General features: G+C 63.0%; 16 protein-coding genes. 14 read left to right on the top strand and 2 right to left on the bottom strand.

Features of this window, described 5'->3' with window-relative positions; all coding sequences use genetic code 11:
- Positions 1-72: 72 nt before the first annotated feature.
- The gene (locus GSQ92_RS03290) at positions 73-414 is read right to left on the bottom strand and encodes a DoxX family protein (protein WP_159013018.1); all 342 of its coding nucleotides are present in this window, start codon (positions 412-414) and stop codon (positions 73-75) included.
- Positions 415-631: 217 nt separating this feature from the next.
- Here GSQ92_RS03290 and GSQ92_RS03285 point away from each other — a divergent pair, with 217 nt between their 5' ends.
- A complete protein-coding gene (locus GSQ92_RS03285; RefSeq protein WP_159013017.1) occupies positions 632-1204 on the top strand; it encodes a TetR/AcrR family transcriptional regulator in 573 nt (190 codons plus the stop codon).
- Positions 1205-1670: 466 nt separating this feature from the next.
- On the opposite strand, the gene GSQ92_RS03280 is transcribed toward GSQ92_RS03285, so the two are convergent.
- Entirely contained in the window at positions 1671-2348 is a 678-nt protein-coding gene (locus GSQ92_RS03280) for a GntR family transcriptional regulator (protein WP_158803979.1), read from the bottom strand.
- A gap of 144 nt (positions 2349-2492) precedes the next feature.
- Here GSQ92_RS03280 and GSQ92_RS03275 point away from each other — a divergent pair, with 144 nt between their 5' ends.
- From GSQ92_RS03275 to GSQ92_RS03215, 13 genes are all read left to right on the top strand, one after another.
- A complete protein-coding gene (locus tag GSQ92_RS03275) occupies positions 2493-3881 on the top strand; it encodes an aminotransferase (protein WP_159013016.1) in 1389 nt (462 codons plus the stop codon).
- A 244-nt stretch (positions 3882-4125) separates the two neighbouring features.
- Positions 4126-5178 carry a TMAO reductase system periplasmic protein TorT gene (gene torT, locus GSQ92_RS03270; protein ID WP_216856741.1) on the top strand — a complete coding sequence of 351 codons (1053 nt, stop codon included), beginning with the start codon at positions 4126-4128 and terminating at the stop codon, positions 5176-5178.
- A gap of 24 nt (positions 5179-5202) precedes the next feature.
- Complete coding sequence (locus tag GSQ92_RS03265) at positions 5203-6753, top strand: sugar ABC transporter ATP-binding protein (protein WP_159013015.1); 1551 nt, start codon at positions 5203-5205, stop codon at positions 6751-6753.
- A complete protein-coding gene (locus GSQ92_RS03260; RefSeq protein ID WP_159013014.1) occupies positions 6750-7763 on the top strand; it encodes an ABC transporter permease in 1014 nt (337 codons plus the stop codon). The genes GSQ92_RS03265 and GSQ92_RS03260 overlap by 4 nt, the downstream gene beginning before the upstream one ends.
- Positions 7760-8746: an ABC transporter permease gene (locus GSQ92_RS03255; protein WP_159013013.1), complete on the top strand. Its 987-nt coding sequence runs from the start codon at positions 7760-7762 to the stop codon at positions 8744-8746. Before GSQ92_RS03260 ends, GSQ92_RS03255 begins: the two co-directional genes overlap by 4 nt.
- A 17-nt stretch (positions 8747-8763) precedes the next feature.
- The gene (locus GSQ92_RS03250) at positions 8764-10824 is read left to right on the top strand and encodes a hydantoinase/oxoprolinase family protein (protein ID WP_158803984.1); all 2061 of its coding nucleotides are present in this window, start codon (positions 8764-8766) and stop codon (positions 10822-10824) included.
- Between the two features lies 1 nt (position 10825).
- Entirely contained in the window at positions 10826-12580 is a 1755-nt protein-coding gene (locus GSQ92_RS03245; protein WP_158803985.1) for a hydantoinase B/oxoprolinase family protein, read from the top strand.
- Between the two features lie 88 nt (positions 12581-12668).
- Complete coding sequence (locus tag GSQ92_RS03240; RefSeq protein WP_216850249.1) at positions 12669-14210, top strand: ABC transporter substrate-binding protein; 1542 nt, start codon at positions 12669-12671, stop codon at positions 14208-14210.
- Positions 14211-14223: 13 nt separating this feature from the next.
- A complete protein-coding gene (locus tag GSQ92_RS03235) occupies positions 14224-15237 on the top strand; it encodes an ABC transporter permease (protein WP_158803986.1) in 1014 nt (337 codons plus the stop codon).
- A gap of 68 nt (positions 15238-15305) precedes the next feature.
- Positions 15306-16100, top strand: a complete 795-nt coding sequence (locus GSQ92_RS03230) for an ABC transporter permease (protein WP_159013012.1) — start codon at positions 15306-15308, stop codon at positions 16098-16100.
- Positions 16100-17068 carry an ABC transporter ATP-binding protein gene (locus GSQ92_RS03225; protein WP_159013038.1) on the top strand — a complete coding sequence of 323 codons (969 nt, stop codon included), beginning with the start codon at positions 16100-16102 and terminating at the stop codon, positions 17066-17068. The genes GSQ92_RS03230 and GSQ92_RS03225 overlap by 1 nt, the downstream gene beginning before the upstream one ends.
- A complete protein-coding gene (locus GSQ92_RS03220) occupies positions 17065-18141 on the top strand; it encodes an ABC transporter ATP-binding protein (RefSeq protein WP_159013011.1) in 1077 nt (358 codons plus the stop codon). The genes GSQ92_RS03225 and GSQ92_RS03220 overlap by 4 nt, the downstream gene beginning before the upstream one ends.
- A complete protein-coding gene (locus GSQ92_RS03215; protein WP_159013010.1) occupies positions 18138-18986 on the top strand; it encodes an SMP-30/gluconolactonase/LRE family protein in 849 nt (282 codons plus the stop codon). Before GSQ92_RS03220 ends, GSQ92_RS03215 begins: the two co-directional genes overlap by 4 nt.
- Positions 18987-18999 lie beyond the last annotated feature (13 nt).

Here is an 18999-nt window from a genome sequence, read left to right as displayed (position 1 = left end):
GCACACACCTTCTTCTCCGCCATCTGCATCGCAGCCAGTGTCACCTTCTATCTCAAAGAATGAGTCCTGACCCTAGATGAACCATCCGGCCGACACGCTTTCCGCGATTAGCAACAGACCGAAGCCAAGCGCCGGAGCCAGATGTGACCACCCAGCGCGGAACCGGACCAAGGTTGCGACGGCACCTACGATCACCGCCCCCAGCAACGCGACGCCCGCTGGCCGCGTTTGCGGCACAACGATCATGGCCGCACCCGCGAGTTCAAGGAGCGCGGTGATGAAACGCCACGCGCGCGGGTAGCCCCAGTCGCGGAAGTTCTTCGCGGTGCCACCAAGATCAAAAGCGTTAGCCGCCGCCGCGGCGGTAAATGCGAGCGCCGTCACTATCGACAGGCCGATTGCCCAAGCGCTCATGCGCTGGCTCCACGCCGGCTGAGCCAGGTATCGATCATGATCTCGGCGAAGAGGTGTGCGACGTCTTCGGGCTTGCGCATGGACAGTTTCCGTGAGAGTTGATGTGATACGTTAGCGTATCGCGTCATCATGTAATACGGAACCGTATCGCGTGCAACAGCTAAGTCCATCGCCGGCTTCGCGTAGCTGGAAACCAGATGACCCTCGTTGGCAGCGGATGGCGGAGAAGCGGGCGGCTATTCTGGCCGCGGCCCGCCCGATTTTCCTCCAGGCAGGCTGGTCCGGGGCGAGCCTTGAGCGCGTGGCGGCCGAGAGCGGCATCTCAAAAATGACAATCTACCGCCACTTCAGGTCCAAGGAAGAGTTGTTCGAAGCCCTGATTACGAGCATGTGCCAATACATGCGGGCCGAGGCGGCCCAGGCTCCCGCCCAAAATATGAAATGGTCGCTGGAGGACCGTCTTCGCGCGGAAGCGCTGGCCTTCACAGCAGAGCTTGTTCAACCCGAAGCTTTGGGGATTTATCGCCTCATTGTGGCCGATGGCTGGCGGTATCCGGTGCTGGCGCGGATGTTCGAGCAGTCGGGTTCAGCTGTGCTGAGATCAAGGGTGAGCGCCATGCTCGCAGCTTTGGGCAAGACGCCGCGTGAGTGCGCGCGGCGTGCATCGGGCTTCGTGAACTTGGCGTTTGGCGACGCCTATCTGGAAGCTGCTATTGGCCTGGAGGTTCCGGACATTAGCGCTCGCTTTGCCGAGCAAATCGAGGATGCGATCCGGTTTGCAGTAGCCTGATCGCCACCGCGGACCCCACATCGAAGAAGCAGCCGATCACAGGTTCACGCCTTCCAAATTTTCTCGGAAGAGCTGTCCCGCCTGCTTGGCCAGCCCGTCGTCTATAAATCGGACGCTCGATGAACAGCGGGTCGCACTGCTGGCAGAAGGCCTCACACCTTTCGTGGCGGATCTGATGATGGGACTGGAGCAGACCTTCCGCGAGTCCGTTCTTGGAGAGACTACTTCGACTGTGAAGGAGTTGACGGGCGAAGCACCCCGGTCGTTGCCGGAGTGGCTTGCCGAGAACATCGGTCTCTTCCGCAACTAGGTGCAGTGCGAGTAAAAGAATCCAACCAGGGTTGACTTGCCCAACGATCAGCGATCGAAGGTGCGGCCATCGAGCAGTGAGTCAAAAAAGAATGGTCCCTGGTGCTGACGATCGCGTTGAGCGCCGGTCAGGCGCCCGAACCACTCGGCACAGACCTCAGAATGTGGACTTCCTAACCTCATGTTGCTCCAAATAAATGCAGAGGCTGGGACTGCTCTTGAGAATGTCGCGCTGCAAGGCGACACGGGCCGCCGCACCGTCTGCTTTCGATAAGGCCGCGATGACCTGGAGATGCTCGTCGCCCAAGTAATCTGTCGCGACGTCGTTGTAGAAGACGTTGAGGATCGGGCCCATCGACATCCACAGGCTCTCAATCTGCTTCGTCAGCATATCGAGGCCGGCTATGCGGTACAGAGAAAAGTGGAAGGCGCGGTTGGCCCGAATGGCAACCTCCGCCTTGCTGGAAGTGACGGCTGTCGCGAACTTCTTGTTCAACTTGATTAGAGTCTCTACGTCTGCTGTCGTCGCGCGAGAAGCAGCTAGTTCGGCCGCCAGTCCTTCTAAGGCGATGCGAATGGTCCGCACTTCTGTGTAGCGCGCCAAAGAGAGATCGGGAACATGAACGAAGCGCCGGGAGCGCAATTCCAGGCCGCCTTCGCTCACCAAGCGGATGCATGCTTCACGAACGGGCGTGATGCTGGTGCCGACGCTGTCGGCGAGATCCTGCATGATGAAGCGCTGCCCCGGCCGGAAGTTGCCGGCGATCAGCTCTTCTCGTAGGTGCTGGTAGGCCCGCTGCGAGAGGCTGCCAGCATCCATCAGCTCCACGCTCATCTCCCCAGGTTCCCGGCCAGCCTATCGTTTCGGTACGCAGTCGGCCACAGCGCCATGATGGCAAATTTATCTTCTCATACCAATTTATAAGTTATAAGGAAGTGGAAAGGCTCCAATTGGCGCTCGACGGTCCTGGAGAATGCGATGCTGAGTAATTCTCTGGCGCATATCGATGTTGCCTACCATCTCCACCCGCAGACGGACCCACGACTGCACGAAAGCAGGGGGCCGCTCCTCATCGTCGAAGGGAAGGGCGCGCAGGTCGTAGACTCTTCAGGACGACAGTATATCGAAGGAATGGCGGGCCTGTGGTGCGCGTCGCTCGGCTTCAACGAGCCGAGGCTGGCGGAGGCGGCGCAACGTCAGATCAGTCGTCTCGGCACCTATCACACCTTCAACCATCGCTCGAACGAGCCCTGTGTCCAACTGGTGGATGCGCTCTCCACCCTCTCGCCGATCCAGCCCGCGCACTTCTTCTTCGCCAATAGCGGGTCGGAGGCGAGCGACACGATGGTGAAATTCGCCTGGTTTTACAATGCGGCGCGCGGGCTGCCGGACAAGCGTCGCATCATCAGCCGCTCCGGCGCCTTCCATGGCAGCACGGTGATGGGCGCGGCGCTCAGCGGCCTGCCGCATATGCACGGGGCATTCAACTTGCCGACCAACGAAATCCTCTATGCCGCGCAGCCCCTCGCCTATCGGAATGCCCTGCCGGGCGAAAGCGATGCTGATTTCGCGACCCGGCTCGCCGAAGAGCTTGAGGCGCTCATCCTGCGCGAGGGTCCGGAAACGATCGCCGCCATGATCGCGGAGCCCGTGATGGCCGCGGGCGGCGTAGCGGTGCCCCCCGCCGATTACTTCCCGAAAATCCAGGCCGTGCTGCGCCGGCATGACATCCTGCTGCTGTCGGACGAAGTGGTTTGCGGCTTCGGGCGCACCGGCAACTGGTTCGGCAGCCAGACTTTCGGCTTCCAGCCGGACATGCTGTCGGTCGCGAAGGGTCTGTCTTCTGGCTACGTGCCGATCGCGGCCGTCGCCGTCAGTGATGCCGTCTACCAGGTCATCGCCGACGAAGCGCATGGCCTTGGGGTGCTGGGCCACGGCTTCACCTATTCCGGCCATCCCGTTACGGCCGCCGTCGCCGTCGAGGCATTGCGGATCTACCAGGAGATGGATGTAGTCGAGGTCGCGCGGCGCCTCGGCGAGCAGTTGCAGACGGGGCTTGCGCACACGCTCCGCGATCATCCCCTGGTGGGGGACATTCGCGGCGTAGGTTTCATCGCGGGCATAGAATTGGTGGCGAACCGGCGGAGCCGCGAGGGATTCGAGCGCGGATCGCGCGTGGGCGCTCAGGTGGAGCGCGCCTGCCTGGAACGTGGCCTGATCATCCGCAATATGGGCAACACCATTGCATTGTGTCCGCCCTATGTGATTTCGGTAGACGAGGTCGATGCCCTTGTAGAGCGTTTGCGCGGCGCGTTGGACAAGGTAGCGGACGACTTGACGCGCGACGGCACTGTGCTCGGCGGGTGACATCCTGTACGGCATGGAGATGATACGCGCTCGCACCCTGATGTTTTGGGAAAGATCGGCGCGGGATCGCAATAATTTGCTAGAGGCATGAAACGTCTATGATGCGAAGTCTGGAATTAAGGCCGGGTAACCATTGCAATTCGATTTTATAACTTATAGGAAAAGTGACGCCTTGCGCGCCTCCGTCTCCTGCAAAGCAGCGTCGCCGCGTCGCCGCGCCTGTCAACCGTCATGGAGAATACTGATGAAGTCAGGCCTGGCTCTTGTCGGCGCAATTATATCAGCGATGGCAATCGCACCCCGAGCTGCGCATGCGGATCCCAATTGGTGGCCCTTTGCGGTCGAGGTTCATAATGGCGGGCCCAGCACGACGAAAATCGAATATACGCCGCCCAATGCCCCAACGAAGCATTGGAAGCTCTGCGCGCTGATCCCCAACCTCGCCGACAGCTACTGGCTCGCCATCAATTATGGTATGGTGGAGGAAGCCAAGCGTCTGGGCATCACGCTGACCACGCTTGCCGCGGGCGGCTACGACCAGTTGCCGAAGCAGATTTCGCAGTTCGATGACTGTGTTTCCTCGGGCGCCGACGCGATCCTTTTGGGCGCGATTTCCGAAGCGGGTTTTTCCGGGAAGCTGGCCGAGGCTGCGAAGAAGGGCCTGATCGTGATCGGCGTCGCGAACCCGATCGAGAAAGCGCCCGTTACCGCCAAGATCACCGTCAGCCACTATGCCAAAGGCAAGGCCTCTGGCGATCTTCTGGTGCAGCATCTCGGCAGCGCCGGTGGCGAAGTCGTGGCCTTCCCAGGTCCGCAAGGTTCCGGCTGGGCGGAGAGCTATCTGTCGGGCTTCGAGGACTCGCTGAAGGGCAGCAAGGTGAAGCTGATGGCGGCGAAGTTCGGCGGCGCCAATGTGCCCGACCAGCTCAATCTCGTAACCGACGCTTTGCAGGCCTATCCCGACATGAACGCCATCTGGGGCGGCGCGCCCACAGTGGAAGCGGCGCTCGGCGCGGTGGCCGAGGATGGCCGTACGGTCGCGATCGTGTCTTCCTGGGAGAATCAGGCGATGCTCGATGCTGTCAAAAGCGGCAAAATTCTCGGCTTCGCGGCGGAATATCCGGTGATCATGGCTCGCATCAGCGTCGATCTCGGTGTGCAAGCCTTGGAGAAGACGCTGAAAGGGCAGGAATACGACGTCGTTCCCGGCCTGGTCACCAAGGCCAATCTCGATAAGACCGATCTCACGCAGATCTTCGCGGCCAAAGGTTTCCGCCCCGTCTTCGACGTGCATTGAGGGCCTAGACAACACGGCGTGAGCGTGGAGCAGGCAAGCGCGGTCACCCCGCTACTCGTTCTGAGCGGGGTGACGAAGCGTTACGGTGCCTTCCGTGCTTTGGATGGTGTGGATTTCGATCTCCGGCCGGGTGAAGTGCATGTCCTGTTCGGCGAGAACGGGGCCGGCAAATCGACGTTGATCAACGTCATCACCGGCAACGTTGCTTTCGGTGAGGGCACTTACAGTGTTCAGGGCCGGCCTGCCGCCGGCCTCTCCCCGCAAACGCTGCGCGCCGCCGGCATCGCGGCGGTGTTTCAGGAATTCAGCGTGCTGCCCGACCTCACGGTCGAGGAGAATCTGTTCCTCGGCCGTGAAATGCGGCACGGACCCTTTGTCGATCGGGCGGCGATGCGGCGCCGTTCGGCGGAGCTTTTCGCGGAGCTCGGCTTCGACATTCCAGTCTCCACCTTGGTCGGCAGCCTGTCGCGGCCGGAACAGCAGATGGTGGAGATCGCCAAGGCGTTGATGTTCGATGCGCCGATCCTGATCCTGGACGAGCCGACGGCGTCACTGACCGACACGGACGCGGACCGGCTCTTCGCGGTTGTGGCGCGGCTGAAGGCGCGCGGTGTCGGCATCATCTATGTCTCGCACCGCATGCGGGAAATCCGGCTGCTGGCGGACCGCATCACCGTTTTGCGCAACGGCCGCAGGATCGCGACAATCGCGGCCAGCGGCGTTACCGAAGCGGCGCTGGTCGAGATGATGGCCGGCCGTCCCTCGGGCGAACTCTATCCCGCGATCCGCCACACGCCCGCGGCCGAGCGGTTGCGGATCGAGAACCTCGCCACGCCGGATGGTCTGGTCCGCACCGTATCGCTGTCGGTTCATGCCGGGGAGATCGTCGGGCTTGCCGGCCTCGTCGGCTGCGGCAAAAGCGAGATCGGCCGCGCCGTCTTCGGATTGCTGCCGATTGCCGCGGGCAGCATCACGGTCGATGGCCAGGTCGTGGCGGCGCCGCATCCGCGCGCCATGCTTCGCCGAGGCGTCTGCTACCTGCCCGCCGATCGCGGCACCGAGGGTCTCGCCCTCAACCGCCCGGTGCGGGAGAACGTCACCATGGCCGCGCTCGATACAAGCACATTGGGTGGCGGCGGGCTGCTGCGCCTCCGCGCCGAAAAGGGCGTCGCGGCACGCTTGCTGGAACGCCTGTCAGTGCGGCCCCCTTCGCCTGAGCCGCCGGTGCTCAATCTATCCGGCGGAAACCGCCAGAAGGTCATGCTGACGCGCGGTCTGGTGCGCCCGACGGATGTTTTCCTGTTCGACGAACCCACCGTCGGGATCGATGTCGGTGCCAAGGCCGAGGTCTATGCCCTGATGCGCGATTTGACCGAGGCGGGGGCGGCGGTGCTGCTGGTCTCCTCCGACCTGCCGGAGATTCTGCATCTCTCGCACCGGATTTACGTGATGCATCAAGGCGTGATCGTGCGTGAACTGGCGGGCGCCGAGCGGACTGAAGAAGCCATCCTATCCTGCTTCTTCGGCAGCGCCCTCCTCCAAGATGCCACGACCGCCGGGGAAGCCGTCGCATGACGGCGCCGACCCGTGCCATGCGGGGGCACGGCGGCTGGGCTCTGCCGCTGCGTATCCTGCAGGATGGCGGGCTGCTGATCGTGCTGATCGTGCTGCTGGCGATGATCACCGGCCATGTCCAGCCGCGCTTCTACAGCCGTCTCAACATGCTCAACATGCTGCGCGAGGCCGCCTATCTCGCCATCGTCTCGCTGGGCCAGATGCTGGTCATGATCGCGGGTGGCTTCGACCTGTCGGTGGGCGTGGTTAGCGCGCTAGCCTCGGTCGTCGCGGCCTCGCTGATGGCGATGCTCTATGCCGGCGGCGGGGATGTGACGGTCACGATGATCCTGTGGCCGGTTCTCGCGGCCTTGGCGGCCGGCGCGGCGGTGGGTCTCGCCAATGGCTTTTGCGTGTCCGTGCTGGACCTGTCGCCCTTCATGACGACCTTGGCGATGACCTCGGTCGTCGCCGGCGGCACGCTGTATTACACCCAGGGCATTCCGATCTACGGCCTGCCGGAACGCTTCGGCGAAATCTTCGGGCGGGGTTCATTCCTGCATGTTCCCGCCAGCGTCATCGTCGCATTGGTCTTTCTCGCGCTGATCTGCCTGGTGCAGCGGATGACGCCGCTGGGCCGCCACATCTATGCCGTGGGCAGCAACGCCCGCATCGCCGCCCTATCGGGCGTGCGGCCGGTTCCCATCCTGATGCTGGTCTACGGCGCCGCCGGGCTGCTGGCGGCCTGTATGGGCCTGCTGGTGACAGCGCGTATCGGTTCCGGCCAGGCGAGCATCGGCGCGTCGCTGGTCATCGAGTCCATCTCGGCCGCCGTCATCGGCGGCGTGCCGCTGCGCGGCGGGTCCGGCAGGGCGGAGCGGGTGGTGCTGGCCGCGATCTTCCTCACCGTCGTCTCCAACAGCATGAATCTGCTGCGGATCGACAGCAAGCTACAGACTTTGGTGCAGGGCTCGGTGGTGATCATCGCCATCGCCTTGGAACGCGCCTTCGCCCGGCGGCGTCAGTCATGAGCGCCACGGCGGAGCGGCCGGGCCGCAAAACGCTGCGCGCCGCGCTGCGCTCGCCGATCCTGCGGGTGATCGCACCCATCGTCATCATGTTGGTCGGCTTCGCGATTGCCCAGCCGCGCGTGGTTTCGCCCGGCAATCTGCTGAACATCGCGGTGCAGGCGAGCTATCTGACGATCCTCGCGGCCGCACAGATCCTCGTGCTGCTGACACGCGGCTTCGACCTGTCCATCGGCATGACGGTCTCCCTGGTCAGCGTCGTGGCGGCCTTGGCCATGACGGCGGGCGGGCATGCGGGACCCGAGGCGGTCCTGTTCGGCATCGCGGCGGGGCTGGGCACAGGTGTCGCGGTGGGCGCGATCAATGGCGCGCTGGTGTCGCTGGTCGGCGTCAATCCCTTCGTCGTCACATTGGGGATGTTCAACATCCTCCTCGCGCTGAGTTCCATCGTCAGCGGTGGCTTTCCTGTGCAGGGCCTGCCCGCCGGCTTCCTGTCGCTGTTCGGCGGCACTTTTGCCGGTGTGCCGGTGCCCGTCGCGGCGGCGGTGCTGGTCGTGCTGGTCGTCCATCTCATCCTGGGACGCACGGTTTTTGGCCGCAGCCTGTATCTGATCGGATCGAGCCCCGCCGCGGCGCGCGTCGCGGGGGTCCGCACGCGGCTGCATCTCTGGGCCGTCTACGTGTTGTGTTCCGGCCTCGGCGCTTTCGGCGCGCTGCTGCTGACGGCGCGCACGCAATCGGGCGAGCCCAATCTCGGCGGCAGCCTCGCCTTGCAGACCATCGCCGCCGCCGTCATCGGCGGCACGCGGTTGCAGGGCGGGGAGGGAAGCGCGCTCTCAGCCGTCGCCGGCGCGCTTTTCGTCACGGTGCTTTCCAACGGCATGGACCTGGTCCGGGTCGATAGCTACATCCAACAGGTCTGCGTCGGCGCGATCATTCTTGCGAGCCTGGTGCTGGACCGCTGGACCGCCGCAAGGCGCTCCTGATTTCCCGAAGGTACAAGATGGCTTTCCAGATTTGCATCGATATCGGCGGCACCTTCACCGACTGCCTGGTGGCGGATGAGAGCGGCGAGATCCGCATCTTCAAGGCGCCGACGACGCCCGGCGCCTTCCATCTCGGCTTCATCGACGTGCTGCATGTCGCCGCCGCCGGCCTGGGACTGGAACCGCGCGACTTCATCGCCGCCATCGAGACTTTGGTGCATGGATCGACCGTTTCCACCAACGCGCTGGTGGAGGGTAAGGTCGCCCGTACCGGCGTCCTCCTCAACGAGGGGCACCAGGACATCCTGGTTTTGCGCGAAGGCCCCCGCAAACGGGGCTTCGAGTGGCGGCTGGATTATCCCGACCCCTTCGTGCCGCGCGCGCTGACCCGCACCGTTGGTGGTCGCATCGACGCGCGCGGCCGCGAACTGGTGCCGCTGGCCGAAGCCGACGTGCATGCCGCCATCGCGCATCTGCGCGCGCTGAATGTCGAGGCGCTGGCGGTCGGTCTGCTGTGGTCGGTGGTCAACCCGTCGCATGAGCTGCGGGTTGGCGAAATCCTGAAACGCGAATGGCCCGAACTGCCGGTGACGCTCAGCCATGAGGTCAATCCGATCCCGCGCGAATATCGCCGCATCATCGCCGCCGCGATCGACGCCTCCATCAGCCCGACCATCCGGCGCTATATCGCGGCGTTGCAGGAAGCGCTGGATGGCGCCGGCTTCACCGGCGAGTTGCTGCTGGCGAATTGCCTCGGTGGTATGATGCCGGTCGCCGAAATGCTCGGCAAACCGATTTACAGCGTGATGTCGGGTCCCACTCTGGCACCGATGGCGGCGCTGGCGCTGAGTGACGAGTCCGACATTATCGTGGGCGACATGGGCGGCACCACTTTCGACGTTTCGGCGCTGCGTGATCACCAGATCATCGTCACGCCGGAATCGATGATTAACAAGGATCTGCTCGGCATCCCCAAGGTGGATGTGCGCTCCGTCGGCGCGGGCGGCGGCTCCATCGCTTTCGTCGATGATGGCGGGCTGCTGCATGTCGGCCCGCGCAGCGCCGGCGCGCGGCCGGGCCCCGCCTGCTACGGCGCCGGCGGCACGGAGCCGACGGTGACGGATGCCAATGTGGTGCTGGGCATCATCGACCCGGATTACTTTCTCGCCGGACGCATCACGCTGAACCGCGCGCTGGCCGAGCAGGCCGTGGGCCGGGTGGCGGAGCGCCTGGGCATCGGGCTGCTCGATGCCGCCTACGCAATCCACACCACCAGCAATCACAATATGGTCGCGGCGATCGAGGAGATCACGGTGCGCGAGGGAATCAACCCGCGCGACAGCTATTTCGTCTGCGGCGGCGGCGGCACCGCCTGCCATGTCGCCGAGATGGCGGATATCCTGGGCCTGCGGCGCTACATGGTCCCGCGCTTCATGGCGGGGCTGAGCGCCTTCGGCGGCCTCATCTCCGATATCCGCTGGGAGCGCAACGGCGTCTGCCAAACCAACGACCGCGATTTCGATTTCGCCGCCGTGAACGCCCTGCTCGCCCGGTTGCGGCAGGAGGGCGAGGCTTTCCTGGAAGCGGCCCGCGTGGAACCTTCGCTCCGCAGCTACGTCTATTCCTTCCAAGGCCGCTACGAATACCAGTCCTGGGAAATCGAGGTCGGTTTCGATGCCGCCGACGGCATCGTGACGCCCGCGCAATTGCCCGAGCTGGTGGAGGCGTTTCACCGCATGCATGAACGCATCTACGCCATTCGTTCGGACCGCGACGTGGTGGAATTCACCACGTGGAAGGTGCGCGCCAATGGCGCCCGCCGCAGCGGAGACGCCTGGAAGCGGTTCGAGATCGCTCGCCAGGACAGCATGGCGAAACCCAAATCCGAACGGCCGCTCTTCATCCAGGAGGCCGGTGGCCTGCAAACGGTTCCGGTCTATGACGGCGCGAAACTGGGGCGGGACGCGGCCGTCCACGGCCCCTGCCTGATCGAGACGGAAACCTTCACCGCCGTGCTGAAACGCCAGCACACGGCGCGGATGGACCGGTTCGGAAATCTTCTGGTTGAGGTGGCCTGACATGAATGAAGACACAGTCCTCGCTGGCCAGCGCCGCATCGATCCCTTCCTGATGTCGGTTCTGAAAAGCCGCATGGAGGCGATCGTGCGGGAGATGACGCTGGTGGTGCTCAAAGCCAGCCGCTCCGCCGTCATCAAGAACGGGCGCGACTTCAGCTGCGCGCTGCTGACCTATGACTGCAAGCTGGTCTCCACCGAAGACGCTTTGCCGATCCATGTCATGTCGATGGAAATGGCGATCAAGCCGATCCTGACGATGTTCGACGAGATCCGCCCGGGCGACATGTTCCTCAACAACTGCCCTTTCACCGGCGCCACGCACCATGCGGATATGATCATCGCCGCGCCGATCTTCTTCGAGGGCCAGCCGCTGTTCTGGACGGTGGCGCTGTCGCATCACGCGGATGTCGGCGCGCCGATCCCCTCCACCTACCTGCCCTACGCCAAGACCATCTACGAGGAAGGCGTTCACTTCCCCTGCGTCCGCGTCGTCGAGAACGGGATCGAGCGGGAGGATATCCTGCGCATCGGCATGTATAAGATCCGCGCGCCAGACATGTGGCTCGGCGATCTGCGCGCGCAGATGGGGTCGTGCCGCACGGGGGAGCGTCGGCTGCACGAGCTGCTTCATCGCTACGGTAAGCAGGCGGTGCTGGATTTCGTGGAGGAATGGTTCGAATACGGCACCCGCCGCATGGTCGCCGAAATCCGCAAACTGCCTGCGGGAACCTACACCTATGAGACGCGGCATGACCCGGTCCCGGGCGTCGCGGATGAGGGGATCCCCGTTAGCGTCACGCTTACCGTTGATCCGGAGGAGGGGATGGTCACGGTCGATGTGCGGGACAATCCCGACAACGTGCCGGGTGGCCTCAATCTGTCGGAGAATACCTGCACCAGCGGCTGCCGCATGGGCGTCTTCAACAATCTGCCCGCCGACCTGCCGCATAATCATGGCAGCGTCAGCCGGATCCGCATTCTGATGCGCGCGGGCAGCGTGGTCGGCAAGCCGCGCTACCCGGTCGGCACATCGGTCGCCACCACCAATGTCAACGACCGGCTGATCACGGCCGGGAACTGCGTCTTCTCCCGCATGGGTGAACCGCACGGCCAGGCGGAAGGCGGACCGCATCTGCCGATCGGTATCGGCGTGATCTCGGGCGCGGATCCTTTCAAGAACGGCAAGGTCTACGTCAATCAGGTCTTCATCGGCTATGCCGGCGCGGGCGCCCGTAGCGGCTTCGACGGCTGGCTGACCTATTGCGGTCCGGCGAATGGCGGCATGATCTCGCTTGATTCGGTCGAGGTCGATGAGTCGATGTATCCCATCGTCATCGAACGCCGCGGTGTGGAGGCGGATAGCCAGGGTTTTGGCGAGTTCGAAGGGGCTCCTGGCGTCGGCGGCGCGTTCTATCCGTTGGAACATGAAATGACGGTGATCTACGCGGCCGACGCCACGGAATTCCCCGCGCGCGGGGTTCTGGGCGGCACGGACGCGCGGCCTGTCATCAGCCGCAAGCAACTCGCCGATGGTACGATCGTGGATTTGCCATCCTTTCATGAAGCCAAATGTCAGGACGGCGAGAAGATGTTATTCGTCGCCTCCGGCGGTGGCGGCTATGGTGATCCGCGGAGGCGTGCGAGGTCGCGCGTCGCCGATGTGGTGAGCCGCGGCTGGCTCAGCCCGGAGAAGGCTTTGGAGGTGTATGGTGTCGCTCTCGTACGTGACGCCGCCACTGGGGACTATCGCGCCTGATCCGCGCGCTTGCACAAGCCTATCATCATCCCAGTTGATGGCAGGTCGCTTGCTTTAAGAAGCTGCACCGCAGCGTAAAGGAGGACACGTGTTGCCGTCCAAGCCCTGCCTCATGGCACTCGCCGCCGGCGTGATGCTCGCCAGCGGTGTGACCGGCGCCCGCGCCGCCGACCAAAAACTGTTTGTGTGGGCGGAAGCGGTCGAGCCGAGTACGGTCGATCCAGCGAAGAGCGACGTCAATCAAGAGATGACCATCGCGCGCAATGTCTTCGACCATCTGACGAATTTTGATCTCGATCACCCGGACCATATCCTTCCCGCGCTTGCGACGAGCTGGACGGAGGACGGCACGAGCTGGACCTTCAAGCTGCGTGATGGCGTTGCATTCCACAATGGCCAGGCATTCGACGCGAATGACGTCAAAGCCACGATCGAGCGCGACCTGCGTATTGGTCAGGGCCAGAGCTATCTGGTGGGCGACATCAAGACCGTGACGGTACTCGATCCACATACGGTAAAGATCGAAACTGCGAAGCCCGATGTCTATCTGGCAGCCAATCTGTCGCGCATCGAAATCATGTCGGCAAAGGACATCGCCGCTCACGCAGCCGATTCCGATCACGGCGATAGCTATTTCTCCGCTCATGCCGATGGCACCGGTCCCTATAAGATGCTCAGTTGGACCCGGGGCGCCCAAATCGACTTGGAGCGCAACAAGTCCTGGTGGGGCCAGTTTCCTGCAAAGCCCTTCGACCATGTGATCGACAGGTTCGTCACGCAGGCGTCGGACCGGTCACGCGGCCTTGAAGGCGGTGAATACGATCTCGCGAATTTCGTCCCGCGTGACGAAGCGGTGCGCATCGGCAAGAGCAAGGGCTTCTACCTTGTTGAAGGCAACAACCTCTGGGCCTGGCCGGCGATCTATCTCAACACGAAGCTCGCGCCGACCAGCAACGAATCGTTCCGCAAGGCGCTGGTGGAGTCCTTTTCCTACGACGCGATGAACCAGTATTTTCTGGGCGCCTCTGTCACGCCTCGCGGGCCGGTGCCTGCCTGGGTCCCCGGCAGTCCCGAAAAGGACCTTGCGGTCATCAAGACGGATCTCAATGCCGCCAAGGCCGATCTCAAGGCATCGGGTCTTTCCAACCCGACGATGAAATGCTCCATCCCATCGGGTTTTTCCGAATTCGCCTTCGCCGCTACAGTTCTTCAGGCGTCGGCGGCGCAGATCGGCATCAATGTCCAGATCGAACAGCTGCCCTTTGTCCAGGCCATCGAAGCCATCAAGTCCAACAAAAGCAATTGTTTCGTGCTGGGCAATGCAAATCTAAGCCCGACGGATCCGACCCGGTTTTTTGCGGCACACTATCTGACGGGCGGCTTCTACAATTCCGCCAATTACTCAAACCCGCAGCTCGATGCGCTCGTCCAGGAAATCCCGACGGTCACGGATCCTCAGAAGCGCTATGAGATGCTCAAGCAGGCATCCGAGATGGTGGTGAATTCGCATACCATTATCTGGGCCGCACGGCCGACGACGATTGTGCCTGTTCCGGACGGCGTCGGTGGATACCGTATCGATCCGGCGGAATACATCAACGTAAGACTGTGGGAGCTGTACAAGAAATAGGGCAGGTCGAAGCATGACGGTTTTCCTGCTCAGGCGGGTTGGCTGGGCGATCCTTGTTCTGTTTGTCGTGGCGACACTGACCTTCGTGTTGAGCCACGTCGTGCCGGCGGATCCGGCAGCCTTCCTGGCGGGCCAGAATGCGACTGCCGATACAGTCGCGCGCATTCGCGCCGAATACGGGCTCGACCAGCCATTGCTGATACAATATCTGAGCTACCTGAGAGGTCTGTTGCACGGAGATTTTGGCATCTCCTTGCGGACCGGGCGACCGGTCTCCGAGGATCTGGCGAGCTTTCTGCCAGCGACGCTCGAACTCCTGTTTTTCAGCTTCGCGATCTACGTTGCGACCAGCTTGTTTCTAGCAATCATCGCGGCGAAGCGGCCAGGCGGCAGGCTCGATTCCGGGATCCGCCTTTTTACCATGCTGGGCAGCGGCATGCCGGTCTTCTGGTTAGGCATGGCCCTACAATTTCTATTTTTCTACAAGCTGGGACTGCTTCCCCTCGGAGGCCGATTTCCTCTCCGGGCGATCGCCCCACCAACGGTCACCGGCTTCCTCTTGGTGGACACTTTGCTTGCTGGCCAACCGGGCGCCTTTCTTAGCGCGCTCAGCTGCCTTATCCTGCCGTCGGCAGCAATCGTCCTGAACCTGTTGGCCGTGGGGACCAGGATGTCGCGGGCCGCGCTGATCTCGGAATCCGGTAAGCAATATGTGCGGACGGCGAGGGGCAAGGGCGTTGGACCTCGGCGCATCCTGTACCGGCACGTGTTACGCAATGCGATGACGCCGATTCTGGCGTCCACCAGCATCCAGTTCGGCTATATGATAAGCTGGGTGATCCTGGTTGAAGTGATTTTCGACTGGCCGGGCATCGGACTTTACGCCTATCAGTCCTTCCAAGTCTTCGACTACGCACCCGTCGTGGCGCTCGCATTGGTGTCGACCGCCGTCTTTTCCATCATCAACGTGCTCCTGGACATCCTCTATCCCATCATAGATCCCCGCATGCGGAGCCTTCGCGCGTGAGCGCGGCCGCACCCCCGAGTGAGTCGAGCACTCCCGGGCGCCCGCACGGCGTCTCGGCGGAGCGTGTGATGGTTGTCTTGTCGTGGCTTTTCGTCCTGATGCTGGTCTGCTTCGCTGTTGCGCCGAGCCTCATTGCGCCGCGCAACCCTGTCGCACTCGACATCCTCCATCGCCTGCAACCGCCCAGCTTCGCCCATCTCTTCGGCACGGATGAGGGCGGGCGTGATGTCTTCTCCCGCGTGGTATATGGTACGCGGTATTCGCTTGGCATCTCGGCCGCCATCGTTCTGAGTGCTGCCGTCTTCGGCGTTGTCTATGGCGCGCTCTCAGGCGTGGGACCGCGCTGGCTCGACGAAATCCTAATGCGCATCGTCGACATATTCTTTGGTTTTCCCGCGCTGGTGCTCGCCCTGGCGGTTGCCGCCGCTCTCGGGCGGGGATTGACCAGCGTGGCCGTGGCGCTGTCCCTCATCTGGTGGCCGGGCATCGCGCGGCTGGTGCGGGGTGAGGTGCAGCGTATTCGAGAAAGACCGCATGTCGAAGCGGCACGGGCTATCGGCGTATCGCCCACGTTACTGATCTGGCGGCATATCCTGCCTTTCGTGATGCAGGAAGTGAATGTGCGCGTGACAACCGATATCGGCTACGCGCTCGTCGCCGTCACGGCCTTGTCCTTCCTCGGGCTCGGGGCGCAGTCCCCGACACCCGAATGGGGATTGCTTATCCGTGATTCACAGGATTATTTCGGTTCCGCTTGGTGGTATCTGGTCTTCCCCGGCGTGATGATCATGGCAACGACCGCCGCCTGCTCGATTATTGGTGACTCACTTGCGTCTCATCGGGAAAGCGGTGTCGCGCCGTGATGCTGCAAATCCGCGATCTTTCCGTAAGTTTCGGCCGACGGCGCGCGGTCGATGGCGTGTCTTTCGACGTGGAGGAGGGCGAGTTCTTCCTGGTGATCGGCGAGTCCGGGTCCGGAAAATCGCTGACCGGAGGGGCGATCCTTGGACTCAATCCCAGTGGTTCCACCCGCACCGGCTCCATTCGCTTCAAGGGACGCGAGATGCTCGAGCTGCCGGAGCGGGAATTGCGCCACTTGCGTGGCGACCAGATCGGTATCGTCTACCAAAATCCCTTGAGCGCGATGAACCCGGTCATCCGCGTGGGTGATCAAATCGCGGAATCGATCATCGTTCACGGCAAGGGAAGCGGCCGCACGGCCGCGACCCGCGCCATCGAACTGTTGGAACGCGTGCATATCCCCGATCCGGCCCGCGTCGCGCAGGCATTTCCGCACGAGATCAGTGGTGGAATGCGGCAGCGCGCAATGATTGCCATGGCGCTCGCTTGCGGACCGAGCCTGTTGATAGCGGACGAGCCGACGACGGCGCTGGATGTGACGATCAAAGCGCAGATCCTCGAATTATTCGCGGAACTCAGGCGCGAGCGTTCGCTCACCATCATCCTGATCACCCATGACATGGGCGTGGTCACGCAACTCGCGGACCGCGTGCTGGTCATGTATGCCGGCAAGGTTGCCGAGGTTGGTCCGGTGGAGACCATCATGAACCAGCCGGCGCATCCCTATACAAAGGCGTTGATGCTGAGCGGCGCGATGTCGGACGCGCCATTTAAGAGCGTGTTGCAAGTCATTCCTGGCTCGGCGCCGACCCTGGATGCGCGACCTCTCGGCTGTCGCTTCAACCCGCGCTGCGCCTATGCCCAAGATGATTGTCGGGCAACGATGCCGTCGCTGCGTCCAATTGCAGGCAGCCTGGCCGCTTGTCATCACCCGCTGGTTGGGTTTCGGCACTCGGAGCTGGTTGCGTGACGCCGCTGCTCGAGCTTGAAGACGTCACCAAGGTGTTTGGTGGTCGCAGAGCCGGCGCGACGGTTCGGGCCGTCGATGGCGTGACCCTGCGTGTCGGTCGCGGTGAAACGCTGGGCGTCGCCGGGGAGAGCGGCTGCGGGAAATCGACCCTCGCCCGTCTCGCGCTGCGTCTCATGGACGCGACCGACGGTGTGGTTCGGTTTGACGGCCAGGATGTAACGCATCTCTCGTCGCGGGGCTTGCTGCCGGTGCGCCGCCGGATGCAAGCTGTCTTTCAAGATCCGCTCGCCTCCTTCAACGCGCGTGAAACCGTGCGCCGGATCATGCGCGAGCCCTTCAACGTTCACAGTCTCAGCCCATCCGGCGGTATCGACGCGAAGATAGAGGAGCTGCTGACCTCGGTTGGTCTCTCGGCGACGGACTTGGACAAACGCCCGGACGAATTCTCCGGCGGTCAACTTCAGCGTATCGCAATCGCGCGGGCTCTTGCGGTAGAGCCGGAGCTGATGATCGGCGACGAGCCGACCTCTGCGCTGGATCCCTCGATCCAGGCGCAAATCATCAATGTTCTGCTTTCGATCCAGCGCGATCGGAATGTCGCTTTTCTCATCATCTCTCATGACCTCGACGTACTTGGGCATATCGCGGACCGGCTTGCGATCATGTATTTGGGCGTGGTGGTGGAAACCGGCCCGGGACCGGCATTGATGGCCGGTCCGCTGCATCCCTATACCCAGGCGCTCCTATCCGCGGCACCTACGCCGCGTGCACGCCGTAACCAGCAGTGGAAGCGCGTTCTGCTGCCAGGCGATCCCCCTAGCCCCGCGCATGTGCCCGCTGGCTGCCGCTTCCATCCTCGCTGCCCCATTGTACAGCCCGACTGCCGAACGACCGTCCCTGTATTGCGGGCGGTTGGCCCCGATGGCACGCAGGTGGCTTGCCACTACGCACCCGAGGAGACTCAGACGCAAGGCAGGGCGATCGCCGCGGCGAGACTCGGGCACGATGGCGATCCCCCGCCGACGATCTCGCCGGGACAGCATGGGGTTCTCGCATCGGGGGACCGGATATGACGACGCTGCAAGTCCATGTCGAGGGTCTAGGCTTTCCCGAAGGCCCGGTCGCGCTGCCGGATGGGTCGATCGCTTTCGTGGATCTCGTTCATTCCAAGATACTGGCATATCGTGACGGCGTTTGCCGGGAACTCTGTTCGGTTCCAGGCGCACCTAATGGAATGCGCCTTGGGCCTGACGACGTTTTGACGGTCTGCAACAACGGCGGTATTGGGCCGATTGCAAAAGGCTTGCTGGGCTTTGCGGATCCGCAGATTAACGGCCGCCTGCAGAAGGTAACCCTAGACGGACGCTGGTCCGACTTCGCCACCGATCTGCCGGGCGAGCGGCCCAACCGCCCCAACGACCTCGTTTTTGCCGCGAATGGAATCGTTGTCTTCACCGATCCGCAGAATTGGGATGTGCTGCACGAGGCGCAGGGTGCAGAGCGCTATTATGGCGGGCAGCTGTTGCTCGCGAAGCCGGACGGCACGGTGTCGCGTTTGGCGAAGCTGACGGGATTTCCCAACGGTCTTGTCTTTCACCCCGACGGCTCCCTCCTCGTCGGGCTTTCGACCGAAAGTCGCATCCTGCGGTTCCCCTGGCGCGGAGATGCGGTTGGCCCGGCGGAGGAGTGGTACAGCTTTGACGACCGCTTCGCGCCCGACGGCATGGTGTTTCACGATGATCGCTTCTATGTCACCGGCAGCACCGGAGATCGCGTCGCCGTACTTGATCCTGCCGCGCGGGTAGTGAGCGTCATCGACACCGGGATTGGCAGCGACCCGACGAATTGCTGCGTCCACGACCGAAGATTATGGGTGACGCTGGGTCTTCCTGGCCGACTCGTTTCGATCGATATCTAGGCACCTCTCGCGA

This window comes from Acidisoma sp. S159, assembly GCF_009766125.1.
Lineage (GTDB): Bacteria > Pseudomonadota > Alphaproteobacteria > Acetobacterales > Acetobacteraceae > Acidisoma.
This window is presented reverse-complemented; position numbering and strand designations above follow the sequence as displayed.

What these genes read in the sequence shown, in the direction of transcription:
- GSQ92_RS03255 (WP_159013013.1), top strand. Translation starts at nt 7,760, where the DNA reads ATGAGCGCCACGGCGGAGCGGCCGGGCCGCAAAACGCTGCGCGCCGCG.
- GSQ92_RS03280 (WP_158803979.1), bottom strand. Translation starts at nt 2,348, where the DNA reads ATGAGCGTGGAGCTGATGGATGCTGGCAGCCTCTCGCAGCGGGCCTAC.
- GSQ92_RS03275 (WP_159013016.1), top strand. Translation starts at nt 2,493, where the DNA reads ATGCTGAGTAATTCTCTGGCGCATATCGATGTTGCCTACCATCTCCAC.
- torT (WP_216856741.1), top strand. Translation starts at nt 4,126, where the DNA reads ATGAAGTCAGGCCTGGCTCTTGTCGGCGCAATTATATCAGCGATGGCA.
- GSQ92_RS03230 (WP_159013012.1), top strand. Translation starts at nt 15,306, where the DNA reads ATGGTTGTCTTGTCGTGGCTTTTCGTCCTGATGCTGGTCTGCTTCGCT.
- GSQ92_RS03260 (WP_159013014.1), top strand. Translation starts at nt 6,750, where the DNA reads ATGACGGCGCCGACCCGTGCCATGCGGGGGCACGGCGGCTGGGCTCTG.
- GSQ92_RS03245 (WP_158803985.1), top strand. Translation starts at nt 10,826, where the DNA reads ATGAATGAAGACACAGTCCTCGCTGGCCAGCGCCGCATCGATCCCTTC.
- GSQ92_RS03290 (WP_159013018.1), bottom strand. Translation starts at nt 414, where the DNA reads ATGAGCGCTTGGGCAATCGGCCTGTCGATAGTGACGGCGCTCGCATTT.
- GSQ92_RS03215 (WP_159013010.1), top strand. Translation starts at nt 18,138, where the DNA reads ATGACGACGCTGCAAGTCCATGTCGAGGGTCTAGGCTTTCCCGAAGGC.
- GSQ92_RS03250 (WP_158803984.1), top strand. Translation starts at nt 8,764, where the DNA reads ATGGCTTTCCAGATTTGCATCGATATCGGCGGCACCTTCACCGACTGC.
- GSQ92_RS03285 (WP_159013017.1), top strand. Translation starts at nt 632, where the DNA reads ATGGCGGAGAAGCGGGCGGCTATTCTGGCCGCGGCCCGCCCGATTTTC.
- GSQ92_RS03225 (WP_159013038.1), top strand. Translation starts at nt 16,100, where the DNA reads ATGCTGCAAATCCGCGATCTTTCCGTAAGTTTCGGCCGACGGCGCGCG.
- GSQ92_RS03235 (WP_158803986.1), top strand. Translation starts at nt 14,224, where the DNA reads ATGACGGTTTTCCTGCTCAGGCGGGTTGGCTGGGCGATCCTTGTTCTG.